Source organism: Bacillus sp. FSL L8-0358, from assembly GCF_038593095.1.
In the GTDB taxonomy this organism is placed as follows: Bacteria; Bacillota; Bacilli; order Bacillales; family Bacillaceae; genus Bacillus; species Bacillus subtilis.
In genome coordinates this window covers 3,297,608-3,312,223 of the sequence record NZ_CP151962.1, presented here as the reverse complement: position 1 = coordinate 3,312,223, position 14,616 = coordinate 3,297,608, and the positions used below count along the sequence as shown (strand labels likewise).

Here is a 14,616-nt window from a genome sequence, read left to right as displayed (position 1 = left end):
AGAATTCATTTTTTCGGGGTTTTCTTATCAGCGCTTGTCTTGTTAAAATAAAGAAGTGGGTCAATTGCGATCCGCTTCTTTTTTAATTTTAAAACGATGAGGTGTCGGAGTGAAAAAGAAACAGCAGTCTTCTGCGAAATTCGCGGTCATCCTTACGGTTGTGGTTGTTGTATTGCTAGCAGCCATTGTCATCATTAATAACAAAACGGAACAAGGCAATGATGCGGTGTCCGGACAGCCGTCTATCAAAGGGCAGCCTGTGCTTGGCAAGGACGATGCACCGGTAACTGTAGTAGAATTCGGAGATTACAAATGTCCGTCTTGCAAGGTGTTTAACAGTGACATCTTTCCAAAAATACAAAAAGACTTTATTGATAAGGGCGATGTGAAATTTTCTTTCGTGAACGTCATGTTCCATGGAAAAGGTTCAAGATTAGCGGCTCTTGCATCTGAAGAAGTATGGAAGGAAGACCCTGACTCTTTCTGGGATTTCCATGAAAAGCTGTTCGAAAAACAGCCGGATACGGAACAGGAATGGGTAACCCCAGGCCTCCTTGGTGATCTTGCAAAAAGCACCACAAAGATAAAACCTGAGACGCTCAAGGAAAATCTTGATAAGGAAACATTCGCTTCTCAAGTGGAAAAGGATTCTGACCTTAATCAAAAAATGAACATACAGGCAACACCGACGATTTACGTCAATGATAAAGTGATCAAAAATTTTGCGGATTATGATGAAATCAAAGAGACAATAGAAAAAGAGCTGAAAGGGAAGTAACGATATGAAAAATAGAATCGTATTTTTATATGCTTCCTGGGTTGTGGCTCTTATCGCTATGCTGGGCAGCCTGTATTTCAGTGAAATCAGAAAGTTTATTCCATGTGAACTGTGCTGGTACCAGCGTATCCTCATGTATCCGCTCGTCCTGATTTTAGGCATCGCCACCTTTCAAGGGGACACACGAGTGAAAAAATATGTGCTCCCGATGGCGATTATAGGGGCATTCATTTCGATCATGCATTACTTAGAGCAAAAAGTGCCCGGCTTTAGCGGCATTAAGCCATGTGTCAGCGGCGTGCCGTGCTCGGGCCAATATATTAACTGGTTTGGTTTTATTACGATTCCATTCCTGGCCCTGATTGCTTTTATCCTGATTATCATTTTTATGTGCCTGCTGAAAGGCGAAAAATCTGAATAACAAAAAAAGCGCCCGCGTATGCCGGGCGCTTTTTTAATTTCGCAAACTCATGTTCATCAGCAATAGCCGTATTCCCTCTAAATTTATCTTTTTTTCTCATAAAAATGTTATTGATTTTACCCTTGAGCGATTATAAAATCTAGAGGTCGTCAGAAAATTTAACAAACATAAAAGGGAGTCATCAGAATGGCTTGGGAGCTGCTCAGTGTGATTGGCATCATTGCGTTTGCAGTCAGCGGCGCAATTGTTGCGATGGAAGAGGAATATGATATTTTAGGAGTTTATATATTAGGGATTGTCACAGCTTTTGGAGGAGGAGCGATCCGCAATTTGCTGATCGGTGTTCCGGTGTCAGCGCTATGGGAGCAGGGAGCGTACTTTCAAATCGCGCTTTTATCTATTACAATTGTGTTTCTGTTTCCGAAGCTGCTGCTGAAGCATTGGAATAAGTGGGGCAATTTATCAGATGCGATCGGCCTCGCTGCCTTTGCTATCCAAGGCGCACTGTATGCCGTCAAAATGGGCCATCCGCTTAGTGCCGTGATCGTGGCTGCTGTGCTGACGGGAAGCGGGGGCGGAATCATCCGTGACCTTCTTGCCGGGCGCAAACCGCTTGTGCTGAAGGCAGAAATTTATGCAGTCTGGGCGGCTCTCGGCGGTTTAATCGTCGGCTTGGGCTGGCTGGGGAACTCGTTCGGCTTGTACGTTCTGTTTTTCGTGCTCGTCGTTTGCCGGGTTTGTTCCTATATGTTTAATTGGAAGCTGCCAAACCGTTCTTTTCGCTTAGATAATTAATAGCAAAAAAACCGATTTCGAGTTGAAATCGGTTTTTTCTGCATATAAATAACCCAAACCTTGAACGATGTTGGGTGAATGTGCTATTATAAATTGTATTTGTCAGTTTTCATCATATATTTAATATATGTATCCAATTATATTTTACAGTATTTCATCTATGTTTGTCAACTATTTTCTGGAGGTGCCGTTCATGAATCAGCAGGATAAGGAATGGAAGGAAGAGCAGTCGAGAATAGATGAGGTGCTGCAGGAGCTCGAAAAAAAAGAGCGGTTTCTGGAAACGTCTGCGGGCGGGTTGAAGCATGATGTCATCGGATTAAGAAAAAGCTTTTGGGAGGATGTTAAGGTTAATTTTGATGATGCCCATGAAGCGATTGAAACGATGGCAAGCATTAAGCAGCAGGCAGAGCTGCTGTCTGATCGGGAACACAATCATCGGCGCATGGATCAGCAGCTCAAACGAATTCATCAATTAAAAAAATCGCCTTATTTCGGCCGGATTGATTTTATTGAAAACGGCGAGGAGCAGGCAGAGCGAATTTATATCGGTTTAGCTTCCTGTTTGGATAAGAAGGAGGAACACTTTCTGATTTATGACTGGAGGGCGCCGATATCAAGTTTGTACTACAATTATTCCCCAGGAAAAGCGGAGTACGAGGTGCCCGGTGAAACGATAGAAGGGGAAATGGTGCTGAAACGCCAGTTTATGATCAAAAACGGCGATCTCAAGGCGATGTTTAATACCGATATGACGATTGGCGATGAAATGCTGCAAGAGGTATTGAGCCATCACTCCGATACCCAAATGAAAAACATCGTGTCTACGATTCAGAAAGAACAAAATCAGATTATCCGTAATGAAAAAAGCAAGATCCTGATCGTGCAGGGAGCGGCTGGCAGCGGGAAAACATCGGCTGCGCTTCAGCGTGTCGCTTATTTGTTATACAGGCACCGCGGTGTCATTGATGCCGGACAAATCGTTTTGTTTTCTCCTAACTTCTTATTTAACAGCTATGTCTCCTCTGTTTTGCCGGAGTTAGGAGAAGAGAATATGGAGCAGGCGACGTTTCAGGAATATATCGAGCATCGTCTTGGCCGCAAGTTCAAATGTGAAAGCCCCTTTGATCAGCTCGAATATTGCCTGACCGAAACAAAGGAAGGCGATTTTCCAACAAGGCTTGCGGGAATCACATGGAAGGCGGGTTTATCCTTTCAGCAATTCATTAATGAATACGTCACACGGCTTTCCTCTGAAGGGATGATTTTTAAAAATATTATATTCCGCGGACAAAAGCTGATCACAAAGGAGCAAATTCAATCCTATTTTTACTCATTGGATCAAAATCACTCCATTCCGAATCGGATGGAGCAAACCGCGAAGTGGCTGCTGAGTGAGCTTAACAAGCTTGAGAAAAAGGAACGGCGAAAGGATTGGGTTGTTCATGAAGCTGAGCTGCTTGACAAAGAGGACTACTTGGACGTGTACAAAAAACTGCAGGAAAGGAAACGGTTCAGCGAGAGTACGTTTAACGATTATCAAAGAGAGCAGCAGCTGCTTGCCGCCATCATTGTGAAAAAAGCTTTCAAACCGCTCAAACAGGCAGTCAGGCTCCTTGCATTTCTTGATGTGAAACAGCTGTACCTGCAATTGTTTTCTGGCTGGGGAGGAAAATCTCAGCATGAGAAGATGGCGGCAATAGGAGAGCTGACCCGTTCGGCATTTACGGATAATAAATTGCTTTATGAGGACGCGGCACCGTTTCTTTATATGCAGGATCTGATTGAGGGCAGAAAGAAAAATACGAAGATCAAACATCTATTTATTGACGAAGCCCAGGACTATTCACCGTTTCAGATGGCTTACATGAGAAGCATTTTTCCGGCTGCCAGCATGACAGTGCTCGGTGATATCAATCAGTCCATCTACGCGCATACCATAAACGGGGATCAGCGTATGGATGCGTGCTTTGAGGATGAGCCTGCTGAGTATGTTCGTTTAAAGAGAACATACAGATCAACAAGGCAGATTGTCGAGTTTACCAAAGCGATGCTTCAAGATGGAGCGGATATTGAGCCGTTTAATAGAAGCGGGGAAATGCCGCTCGTTGTCAAAACTGAAGGACATGAGAGCCTTTGCCAAAAGCTCGCGCAAGAAATTGGCCGGCTCAAGAAAAAAGGGCACGAAACAATAGCCGTCATCTGCAAGACTGCGCAGCAATGCATACAGGCGCACGCCCACATGAGTGAATATACAGATGTTCGCTTGATTCATAAAGAAAATCAACCATTCCAAAAGGGTGTTTGCGTGATTCCGGTGTATTTAGCAAAGGGAATTGAATTTGACGCAGTGCTTGTCTATGATGCATCTGAAGAACACTATCATACAGAGCACGACCGCAGGCTTTTATATACTGCGTGCACGCGTGCGATGCACATGCTGGCGGTATTTTATACAGGTGAAGCCAGTCCGTTTGTAACCGCTGTGCCGCCTCACTTATATCAGATGGCTGAATGAAGAGAAGGGAGTCCTTCTCTTTTTTCTATTTACATGAAGCATAGCCGTTTTATCATTAGGATTCTTAATAGTTATCATCATGTAAATATATTTTACTTAAGCCTAGTATTCCGGTAAAGTTCAATTAGATGCAATTTTCGATCAGTTTATAACTTTGTGAGGTGGATACGTTGCAACTTCAGGTAATGAACAGTCCGTTTAATCAGGAGCAGGCAGAGCTCCTTAACCGCCTTCTGCCGACCTTGACCGAATCCCAGAAAATCTGGCTGAGCGGATATTTATCCGCTCAATCTGTTTCCGCCCAAGAAACTGCGGGTGCGCCGGCTGCAGCTGTGTCTGCGGAAGCACCGGCACCGGCCGTTTCAAAAGAAGTGACCGTTCTTTATGGTTCACAGACGGGAAACGCACAGGGGCTTGCAGAAAATGCCGGCAAGCAGCTTGAACAGAGCGGTTTTCAAGTGACCGTCTCATCCATGAGCGATTTTAAGCCGAATCAGCTGAAGAAGGTAAACAATCTTTTAATCGTCGTCAGTACGCATGGAGAAGGTGAGCCGCCTGATAACGCGCTGTCGTTTCACGAATTTCTGCACGGAAGACGGGCGCCTAAGCTTGAAGACCTGCGCTTTTCTGTTTTGGCGCTTGGTGACAGTTCGTACGAATTTTTCTGCCAGACAGGGAAAGAATTTGATCAGCGCTTAGAAGAACTCGGCGGAAAACGGATTTCTCCGCGCGTTGATTGCGATCTTGACTATGATGAACCGGCAGCCGAATGGCTTGAGGGTGTATTGAAGGGATTAATTGAAGCTGGGGGCGGAAGCGCCGCGCCTGCGCCGGCGGCTGCGTCACAAACCGGTGAGTCTTCGTATTCCAGAACAAACCCGTTTCGGGCTGAAGTGTTAGAAAATTTAAATTTAAACGGCAGAGGATCAAATAAAGAAACACGCCATGTGGAGCTGTCTCTTGAAGGATCTGGCCTGACTTACGAGCCTGGTGACAGCCTCGGCGTCTATCCGGAAAACGATCCGGAACTTGTCGAGCTGCTCCTTAAGGAAATGAATTGGGACCCGGAAGAAATTGTGACGCTTAATAAGCAAGGTGATGTCCGTCCGCTGAAAGAAGCGCTGATTTCTCACTATGAGATTACCGTTCTCACAAAACCGCTTCTTGAACAGGCAGCCCAGCTGACAGGGAACGACGAGCTTAGAGAGCTTTTAGCCCCGGGAAATGAGGAGAATGTAAAAGCCTATATTGAAGGGCGCGATTTGCTTGATCTCGTCCGTGACTATGGCCCGTTTAGTGTATCTGCGCAGGAGTTTGTCTCGATTTTGCGAAAAATGCCTGCCCGCCTTTATTCGATTGCAAGCAGTTTATCCGCAAATCCGGATGAAGTGCATGTAACAATCGGCGCAGTCCGCTACGATGCGCACGGCCGTGAACGAAAAGGCGTCTGCTCGATTTTGTGCGCGGAACGACTGCAGCCGGGAGACACACTGCCGGTTTATGTACAGCACAATCAAAACTTTAAGCTTCCGAAAGACCCTGAAACACCGATTATCATGGTGGGCCCTGGGACAGGCGTCGCACCTTTCCGTTCGTTTATGCAGGAGCGTGAGGAGACGGGAGCGGAAGGAAAGGCATGGATGTTCTTTGGCGATCAGCACTTTGTCACGGATTTCCTTTACCAGACAGAGTGGCAGAATTGGCTCAAAGACGGTGTGCTGACAAAAATGGATGTGGCGTTCTCGCGTGATACGGAAGAAAAAGTATATGTGCAGCACCGCATGCTCGAACACAGCGCAGAATTGTTTGAATGGCTTCAAGAAGGAGCGGCTGTTTACATTTGCGGAGATGAAAAGCACATGGCGCATGACGTCCATAACACATTACTTGAAATTATCGAAAAAGAAGGCAATATGAGCCGCGAAGAAGCGGAGGCTTATCTTGCTGATATGCAGCAGCAAAAACGCTATCAGCGTGATGTATATTGATTTGACTTGAAAGGAGTTTTTCAACATGGTGACCAAAATTCTAAAAGCACCGGACGGCTCTCCAAGTGATGTTGAACGCATTAAAAAAGAAAGTGATTATTTGCGCGGCACGCTGAAAGAAGTGATGCTCGATCGAATCAGTGCCGGAATTCCGGATGATGACAACCGCCTGATGAAACACCACGGCAGTTATTTGCAGGATGACCGCGACCTCCGAAATGAACGCCAAAAGCAGAAGCTTGAGCCCGCATATCAGTTCATGCTGCGCGTGCGTATGCCAGGGGGCGTCTCGACGCCTGAACAATGGCTTGTCATGGATGACCTGTCCCAGAAATACGGGAACGGCACATTAAAATTGACGACACGTGAAACGTTCCAAATGCACGGGATTCTGAAATGGAACATGAAGAAAACCATTCAGACGATCCACTCAGCACTTTTGGATACGATCGCGGCCTGCGGAGACGTAAACCGTAACGTCATGTGTGCATCAAACCCTTATCAATCTGAAATCCACTCAGAGGTATACGAGTGGTCTAAAAAATTAAGTGATGATCTGCTGCCACGGACGAGGGCCTATCATGAAATTTGGCTTGATGAGGAAAGAGTTGCCGGCACGCCGGAGGAAGAAGTCGAGCCAATGTACGGACCGCTCTACCTGCCCCGGAAGTTTAAAATCGGTATTGCCGTTCCGCCGTCTAATGATATTGACGTCTTTTCACAAGATCTCGGATTCATTGCGATTGTCGAGGATGGCAAGCTGATCGGTTTTAACGTGGCAATCGGCGGCGGTATGGGAATGACGCATGGCGATACTGCGACATATCCGCAATTAGCCAAGGTGATCGGATTCTGCCGGCCTGAGCAAATGTATGACGTTGCTGAAAAAACGATTACGATTCAGCGTGATTACGGCAACCGTTCTGTCCGCAAAAATGCGCGGTTCAAATACACAGTTGACCGCCTCGGTTTAGAAAACGTAAAAGAAGAATTGGAAAACCGTCTCGGCTGGAGCCTGGAAGCAGCGAAGCCGTATCATTTCGATCATAACGGCGACCGCTACGGCTGGGTGGAAGGCATCGAGGATAAATGGCATTTCACGCTGTTTGTCGAAGGCGGCCGTATAACGGATTACGATGACTATAAGCTGATGACGGGCTTGCGGGAAATCGCCAAAGTTCATACAGGTGAGTTCCGGCTGACAGCCAATCAGAACTTAATGATTGCGAACGTTTCAAGCGATAAAAAAGAAGAAATCAGTGCTTTAATTGAACAATACGGACTAACTGACGGCAAGCACTATTCAGCGCTTCGCCGCAGCTCGATGGCATGCGTCGCTCTTCCGACCTGCGGATTGGCTATGGCTGAAGCAGAACGTTATTTGCCGACCCTGTTAGATAAGATTGAAGAGATTATTGACGAAAACGGCCTTCGTGATCAGGAAATCACCATTCGCATGACAGGGTGTCCGAACGGCTGTGCACGTCATGCACTCGGTGAGATCGGATTTATCGGAAAGGCGCCGGGCAAATATAATATGTATCTTGGCGCTGCGTTTGACGGAAGCCGTTTAAGCAAAATGTACCGTGAAAACATCGGTGAAGCAGACATTTTAAGCGAGCTGCGCATCCTTCTTTCCCGCTATGCGAAAGAACGTGAGGAAGGCGAGCATTTCGGTGACTTTGTCATCCGCGCGGGCATTATCAAAGCAACAACTGACGGTACGAATTTTCATGATTGAGAAAGAAAGACGAGAGACAGGGAGTAGCTTCCTGTCTCTTTTTTCTGTAATTTGCTCTGCTGCAAAAAAGTTCACTGTGAGCATATCATGAGAAAAAATACCCTAAAAAGGGTACTATAAAAGAAGACAAGTGTGGAGAGAACTCCTGCGAAACCACATAGCGTATGCAAGGCCACCCTAGCTCAAGGGCTTTTAGACAAACAGATTTTTTGGCTCATCATGCCGACACACAACAGACGAAGGAGGTCATGCATTTGGACATATTTTTAGTTGTGCTCGTATTATTAACGATTATTGCGATTTCTAATATCGTGAACCGGTTTATTCCGTTTATTCCGGTGCCGCTGATTCAAGTGGCTCTTGGGATTCTTGCCGCCTCATTTCCACAGGGACTTCATTTTGAATTAAACACCGAATTGTTTTTTGTTCTTTTTATCGCGCCTCTGCTATTTAATGATGGAAAGAGGACACCGAGGGCAGAGCTTTGGAATTTAAGGGCTCCGATTTTATTGCTTGCACTCGGCCTTGTATTTGCGACTGTGATTGTAGGCGGCTACACGATTCACTGGATGATTCCTGCTATTCCGCTGGCAGCGGCCTTTGGACTTGCGGCCATTCTTTCACCGACTGATGTCGTCGCTGTCAGCGCATTATCAGGAAGAGTGAAAATGCCAAAAGGGATTCTTCGCCTGCTGGAAGGTGAGGGGCTGATGAATGATGCATCAGGTCTGGTGGCCTTTAAGTTTGCGATTGCAGCGGCAGTGACTGGTGCATTTTCATTAGCACAAGCGGCTGTCAGCTTTGTCTTTATTTCTCTCGGAGGCTTGCTGTGCGGGGTTGTCATTTCATTTTTGATTATTCGTTTTCGCCTATTTCTGCGCCGCCTTGGCATGCAGGATGTCACGATGCATATGCTGATTCAAATTCTGACGCCGTTTGTGATTTATTTGGCAGCTGAAGAAATCGGCGTTTCCGGCATTTTAGCTGTTGTGGCTGGCGGTATTACCCATGCGGTTGAACAGGATCGTCTGGAATCAACGATGATCAAGCTGCAAATTGTCTCCTCAAGTACGTGGAACATTATTTTATTTATTTTGAACGGCCTGGTCTTCGTTATTCTCGGCACGCAAATCCCTGATGTTATTTCTGTTATCTTTAACGACACTGCCATCAGCAACATGAAGGTGATTGGCTATATCCTAGTCATCACATTTACGTTAATGCTCCTGAGATTCCTGTGGGTGCTGTTCTTCTGGAACGGCAAATGGTTCTTTAATAAAGATCAGAACATCTATAAACCGGGTCTTCGTTCGACGCTGTTAATTTCGATTTCCGGTGTGCGTGGAGCAGTAACGCTTGCAGGTTCTTTTTCCATTCCGTATTTCCTGGAGGACGGCACGCCGTTTCCGGAAAGAAATCTGATTCTCTTTTTAGCAGCCGGCGTCATTTTATGCACGCTTGTCATTGCTACCGTTGTGCTGCCGATTCTGACTGAAAAAGAAGAAGAGGACGAGGAACGAAACAAGAAGCTCCTGACGGCGAGACGCAAATTGATCAAAACAGCCCTTCAAACGATTAAAGAGGACATGAATGAGACAAACAAAACGGCCTCTCTTGCGGTGATAGCTGAATACAATGAGAAAATGAAAAATCTTCGTTTTCAGCAGTATACATCATCTAATCGCATTAAGAAGCACGAGCGAAAAGTCCGTGCGCAGGGGGTTAAGGCTGAGCAAGAGGCGCTGATGAAAATGCTGGAGCGGGGAGATATCCCGGAAGAAACAGCAAATGTGCTGCAAGAACGATTTAACGAGTTGGAAATTTTGTATGCCAACCCGTTTAAAGTCGGATTATCAAAAACAAGGCTCAAGAGGCTGATGTATTGGATTTTCTTCGGTGAACATAAAAAGCCGGAGATGTCGATTTTAAATGAAGCGGGATTGATACGGGCAACAAGAGTGAAAACGGCAAAAGCAGCGATAGAATATTTGGAAAAACATAAGACGGAAGAGCATAAAGAAGTGTTTTTATCTGTCATTACATTCTATAAGCAGTTAATTTTCAGGCTGGAGCACAGCCATCATGAGTTAAAATCAAGTGCCCATTTTGAAAATCAGAAGCTGGAAGTGAAGCTGAAGGCTGTGCAGGCGATCAGAAATGAAATTCAAACGCTCTTCGAAGAGAGGGAAATTTCCCGGGACATCTCCCATGAGCTTCGCCAATACATTAATGATGTCGAAGCCGCCATGCTTGAAGGCGGCGAATAAATGCAGCAAAAAAGCTGGCGTTAGAGCGCCAGCTTTTTTCTATATTAAGGGCGATGAAATGCGACAGTGCTGCCATCCCGGTCGAACCAGCCTCTGAAGGCCCAGTTGATCCAGCCGCCATCGCCTTTGTTTGTAAAGGTTCCGTCTTCAAATACCCAAATGCCATACGTAATGCCGTCGTAAACGGCTGAGCCGTAAAATTGCACACCGTTCAAATGATCTTCATATTCCTGGCTTAAATTAAAGACCATGACGTTATATTTTTGGCCGGACGCGTAGAAGGAAGACTCCATGAGGTTTTTCACAAAGCCATCCCTATTCTGTGCGGATTTGATGGCATCAGCGATCTGGTTGGCAATTCCAAGTACATCTAGGTTGACGTTTAAACCTACATCAGCGGCAGTTGTTCCAGCAGTAGTTGTCTGCGAGATCTTCGGAGCAGGATTTTCTTCAGCGGAAGCAAAGGACAAAGGGGCAATTGTCAAAGCGGCTCCAAGAGCAAGTGTCATTGGGATACGAATACGTTTCAAGTTGTTTCCTCCTTTGTTTTCATTTGGTTACACTACACGCATACCCTGCTCAATGTATTTGTAATCTCAATATTGTTAAAATAGGAAAAAAATAGTGTTTGGATTTGCCTGTGCTGTGAAAAAAGAAGCAAAAAGAGGGGCTTAAGCGTATTATTGGTATCGGCTGAGAGGAATGTGAGATAATATAGACGCTTACATTTCAGTGAAAGGGTGGATGTTCAAGTGCCAACAAGTTTAAAAGATACTGTAAAGTTACATAACGGAGTTGAAATGCCTTGGTTCGGTCTGGGTGTTTTTAAAGTAGAAAATGGTAATGAAGCGACTGAATCAGTGAAAGCGGCAATTAAAAATGGCTATCGCAGTATTGATACAGCAGCGATCTACAAAAATGAAGAAGGCGTTGGCATCGGGATTAAAGAATCCGGTGTGGCAAGAGAAGAGCTCTTCATCACATCAAAAGTGTGGAATGAAGATCAAGGCTACGAAACAACGCTTGCTGCCTTTGAAAAAAGCCTGGAAAGATTGCAGCTTGATTACTTAGATTTATATTTGATCCATTGGCCTGGCAAAGATAAATATAAAGATACATGGCGTGCGCTTGAAAAGCTGTACAAGGACGGCAAAATCCGCGCGATCGGCGTCAGCAACTTCCAAGTACATCATTTAGAAGAGCTGTTGAAAGATGCTGAAATCAAACCGATGGTGAACCAAGTTGAATTTCACCCTCGCTTGACGCAAAAAGAATTAAGAGATTACTGCAAAGCGCAAGGCATTCAGCTGGAAGCGTGGTCTCCGCTCATGCAGGGACAGCTTTTGGATAACGAAGTACTGACACAGATTGCTGAAAAACACAATAAATCTGTGGCTCAAGTGATTTTGCGCTGGGATCTGCAGCATGAAGTTGTAACCATTCCAAAATCCATTAAAGAACACCGTATCATCGAAAACGCTAATATTTTTGATTTCGAATTGTCTCAAGAAGACATGGACAAAATTGACGCATTAAATAAAGATGAGCGTGTCGGCCCAAATCCTGATGAGCTTCTGTTTTAATCAAAAAACTCCCCGTTGCGGGGAGTTTTTTTAGTGCGTTTTTTTCTGTTGAATGAAAAACAGCATCAAAAAGGAAATGACAACAATACAGACGACCCATGCCCAGGCAAGGGTATTGTTGCCGGAATCCAATGCGACATATATCGCCGTCGGCAGTGTTTGCGTAACACCGGGGATGTTCCCTGCAAACATGAGTGTTGCGCCAAATTCTCCGAGCGCCCGCGCAAGGCTGAGGATGCTTCCGGTCAGCAATGAAGGATAGGCAAGCGGGACGGAGATATGGATAAACACTTTCCATCTGCTTGCGCCGTCTACCATTGCCGCACCTTGTATATCGGGGTCAATGTCAGCAAATCCGGTTTTGGCTGATTGATACATGAGCGGAAAGGCTACAACAGCCGAGGCGATCACAGCGGCCCACCAGGTGAAAATGACAGGCTGCTGGAAGATCCACTCGATGGCTTGTCCGATGAAGCTGTGCTTTCCGAAAATGACGATCAAAATAAAACCGACAACAGTAGGCGGAAGAACGAGCGGAAGCATAAAACATGTTTCGAGTGCCGTTTTTCCGAAAAATGATGCCCGTGACATCCATGCTCCAGCAAGTGTTCCGAGAATAATGACAACAATTCCGGCAACTGCCGCCACCTGAAAGGAAAGCGCAACGGGTGTGAAAAATTCTGAAGCGCTTATGCTACTCGGCAGTAAAGCCATATTTCTCAAATACTTTCATTGCTTCATCAGATTGCAGGTATTCGTAAAATTCCTTCGCTTCCTTACGGTGTTTTGTATCTTTTACGATTCCTAACGGATAGACAATTGGGCTGTGAGTATCTGCTTTTGCCTCGTCAATAATGTTGACCTTTTTCGAGACCAGGGCATCTGTTTTATAAACAATACCTGCGTCTACATTGCCGGTTTCAACATAAGAAAGAACTTGGCGAACGTCTTTTCCATACACAATTTTATCCTTCACTTTGTCCCATAAAGACAGCTTTGTCAGTGATTCTTTCCCATAAGCTCCTGCCGGTACGGATTCCGGAGTGCCAAGGGCGATTTTTTCTGATCCAGCCAGATTGCTGAAGCTTGTCACAGGTGAATCTCCGTTTTTCGGTACGACCAGCACAATTTCATTACCGACTAATTCAGTGCTGTCTTTTTTTGCGATATCTCCATCATCTATCAGCTTTTTAAATTTATCCTCAGCAGCTGAGAAGAACAGATCTGCTCCTGCTCCTTGAGAAATCTGTTTTTGCAAGGCGCCGGATGAGCCATAGTTATCTTGGATGGTAATATTTTGATGATCTTTTTCATAATTTTTTTGGATTTCCTCAAGTGCATCCTGCGCGCTGGCCGCAGCTGAGATGGTTAACGTTACTTTTTTCTCGCTGTCAGTTGAAGACTGGTTTGAAGAACAGCCTGCTGCAAGCAGAAAAGCGGTTAAGGCTGCGATGAAAATAGAATACTTCTTAAACATGATTGCACCCCTTATCATTAGATATAACTAATTATAACTGATTATGTTTGGTTTATGTGGGTTTTTTTACATTCGGCGAAAAGGTATAATAAAATAGGAGAGTGATGATGATGAATGAAACCTCTTCCTATACGATAGAAGAAGTTGCAGGTCTGCTGAAGGTATCAAAGCTGACCGTTTATGATTTGATTAAAAAAGGCGTGCTGCCTGCTTACCGTGTCGGAAGGCAGATGCGTGTGGATGAAGAAGATTTAAAGCAATATAAAACGAATATGAGAATGTCTCAGCCCATCGCTGCAACAGAAGCGCCGAAACAGGTGCAGGAGGCTGAGCCGGACGGCAGACCGAATGTCATGATCAGCGGACAGGACATTTCGATGGATCTCCTCAGCAAGCATTTGGAGAGTGCCATTCAGGAGACGCCGCTCCGTAAATACAAAGGAAGCTTAAACAGCCTGATTGATATGTATCAAGGCAAGTGTGACATTGTCAGCCTCCATTTGTACGATGCTGAAACGGGCCAGTATAACGCGCCTTATGTAAAACGGATTTTGACAGGTGAACCGTTTTGTCTCATCAATGTCGTTCTCCGCAAAGCAGGACTGTATGTGCAAAAAGGGAATCCGAAAAACATTCAAGGCTGGAAAGACTTGAAAAGAGCCGATATCCGGATCATCAACAGGGAAAAGGGTTCTGGCGCAAGGGTGCTCCTTGATGAACAGCTTGGCTTGCTTGGTGTGAATCCGGCTGATGTAAAGGGATACGGCGATATCGTGACCGATCATTACGCTGCCGCTTCACAAGTTTCAAGCGGACAGGCTGACGCGGGAATCGGGGCGCAGCACGCGGCACATATGGGCAGTGTTGATTTTATCCCGCTCATCGACGAACAATATGATATCGTTGTTTTGAAAAAACATGAGCAGCTGCTGAAAGCCGTGAAGGAGATTTTGAATTCTGAGGACTACAAGGCGAATTTGTCTCATTTAAACGGCTATGAAACGAAGCTGACTGGCAAGGTGATATTGGAAACGTAAAAAATCCCTCT

The 14,616-nt window shown here is 45.4% G+C and carries 12 protein-coding genes; 9 read left to right on the top strand and 3 right to left on the bottom strand.

Features of this window, described 5'->3' with window-relative positions; all coding sequences use genetic code 11:
- Positions 1–109: 109 nt before the first annotated feature.
- The 7 genes from bdbD to NYE49_RS17075 all read left to right on the top strand — a co-directional run bounded on the left by bdbD (position 110) and on the right by NYE49_RS17075 (position 10,508).
- Positions 110–778 carry a disulfide bond formation protein BdbD gene (gene bdbD, locus NYE49_RS17105; protein ID WP_003228414.1) on the top strand — a complete coding sequence of 223 codons (669 nt, stop codon included), beginning with the start codon at positions 110–112 and terminating at the stop codon, positions 776–778.
- A 4-nt stretch (positions 779–782) separates the two neighbouring features.
- Positions 783–1,199: a disulfide oxidoreductase gene (locus tag NYE49_RS17100; RefSeq protein ID WP_003228417.1), complete on the top strand. Its 417-nt coding sequence runs from the start codon at positions 783–785 to the stop codon at positions 1,197–1,199.
- Positions 1,200–1,385: 186 nt separating this feature from the next.
- Entirely contained in the window at positions 1,386–1,994 is a 609-nt protein-coding gene (locus NYE49_RS17095; protein ID WP_003219999.1) for a trimeric intracellular cation channel family protein, read from the top strand.
- A 193-nt stretch (positions 1,995–2,187) separates the two neighbouring features.
- Positions 2,188–4,512: a DNA helicase IV gene (helD, locus tag NYE49_RS17090; protein WP_342410526.1), complete on the top strand. Its 2,325-nt coding sequence runs from the start codon at positions 2,188–2,190 to the stop codon at positions 4,510–4,512.
- A gap of 170 nt (positions 4,513–4,682) precedes the next feature.
- Positions 4,683–6,500: an assimilatory sulfite reductase (NADPH) flavoprotein subunit gene (locus tag NYE49_RS17085; protein WP_123373814.1), complete on the top strand. Its 1,818-nt coding sequence runs from the start codon at positions 4,683–4,685 to the stop codon at positions 6,498–6,500.
- A gap of 25 nt (positions 6,501–6,525) precedes the next feature.
- Entirely contained in the window at positions 6,526–8,241 is a 1,716-nt protein-coding gene (gene cysI / locus NYE49_RS17080; RefSeq protein ID WP_123373815.1) for an assimilatory sulfite reductase (NADPH) hemoprotein subunit, read from the top strand.
- Positions 8,242–8,495: 254 nt separating this feature from the next.
- The gene (locus NYE49_RS17075; RefSeq protein WP_015714699.1) at positions 8,496–10,508 is read left to right on the top strand and encodes a Na+/H+ antiporter; all 2,013 of its coding nucleotides are present in this window, start codon (positions 8,496–8,498) and stop codon (positions 10,506–10,508) included.
- 44 nt (positions 10,509–10,552) lie between these two features.
- Here NYE49_RS17075 and yvgO read toward each other — a convergent pair whose 3' ends face one another.
- On the bottom strand, positions 10,553–11,038 hold the full coding sequence (yvgO, locus tag NYE49_RS17070; RefSeq protein WP_123373816.1) for a stress response protein YvgO: 486 nt from the start codon (positions 11,036–11,038) through the stop codon (positions 10,553–10,555).
- A gap of 222 nt (positions 11,039–11,260) precedes the next feature.
- On the opposite strand from yvgO, the gene pgoN reads away from it, so the two are divergent.
- Positions 11,261–12,091, top strand: coding sequence for a glyoxal/methylglyoxal reductase (gene pgoN, locus NYE49_RS17065; protein ID WP_047183175.1), 831 nt, complete (start codon positions 11,261–11,263; stop codon positions 12,089–12,091).
- Positions 12,092–12,121: 30 nt separating this feature from the next.
- On the opposite strand, the gene modB is transcribed toward pgoN, so the two are convergent.
- Positions 12,122–12,814 carry a molybdate ABC transporter permease subunit gene (gene modB / locus NYE49_RS17060; protein ID WP_121517036.1) on the bottom strand — a complete coding sequence of 231 codons (693 nt, stop codon included), beginning with the start codon at positions 12,812–12,814 and terminating at the stop codon, positions 12,122–12,124.
- Entirely contained in the window at positions 12,786–13,568 is a 783-nt protein-coding gene (modA, locus tag NYE49_RS17055) for a molybdate ABC transporter substrate-binding protein (protein ID WP_047183173.1), read from the bottom strand. The genes modB and modA overlap by 29 nt, the downstream gene beginning before the upstream one ends.
- Before the next feature lie 110 nt (positions 13,569–13,678).
- Between modA and NYE49_RS17050 the strand changes: the two genes are divergently transcribed.
- Positions 13,679–14,605, top strand: a complete 927-nt coding sequence (locus NYE49_RS17050; protein ID WP_047183583.1) for a substrate-binding domain-containing protein — start codon at positions 13,679–13,681, stop codon at positions 14,603–14,605.
- The last annotated feature ends 11 nt before the right edge of the window (positions 14,606–14,616 follow it).

What these genes read in the sequence shown, in the direction of transcription:
- NYE49_RS17100 (WP_003228417.1), top strand. Translation starts at nt 783, where the DNA reads ATGAAAAATAGAATCGTATTTTTATATGCTTCCTGGGTTGTGGCTCTT.
- NYE49_RS17095 (WP_003219999.1), top strand. Translation starts at nt 1,386, where the DNA reads ATGGCTTGGGAGCTGCTCAGTGTGATTGGCATCATTGCGTTTGCAGTC.
- helD (WP_342410526.1), top strand. Translation starts at nt 2,188, where the DNA reads ATGAATCAGCAGGATAAGGAATGGAAGGAAGAGCAGTCGAGAATAGAT.
- cysI (WP_123373815.1), top strand. Translation starts at nt 6,526, where the DNA reads ATGGTGACCAAAATTCTAAAAGCACCGGACGGCTCTCCAAGTGATGTT.
- modA (WP_047183173.1), bottom strand. Translation starts at nt 13,568, where the DNA reads ATGTTTAAGAAGTATTCTATTTTCATCGCAGCCTTAACCGCTTTTCTG.
- NYE49_RS17050 (WP_047183583.1), top strand. Translation starts at nt 13,679, where the DNA reads ATGAATGAAACCTCTTCCTATACGATAGAAGAAGTTGCAGGTCTGCTG.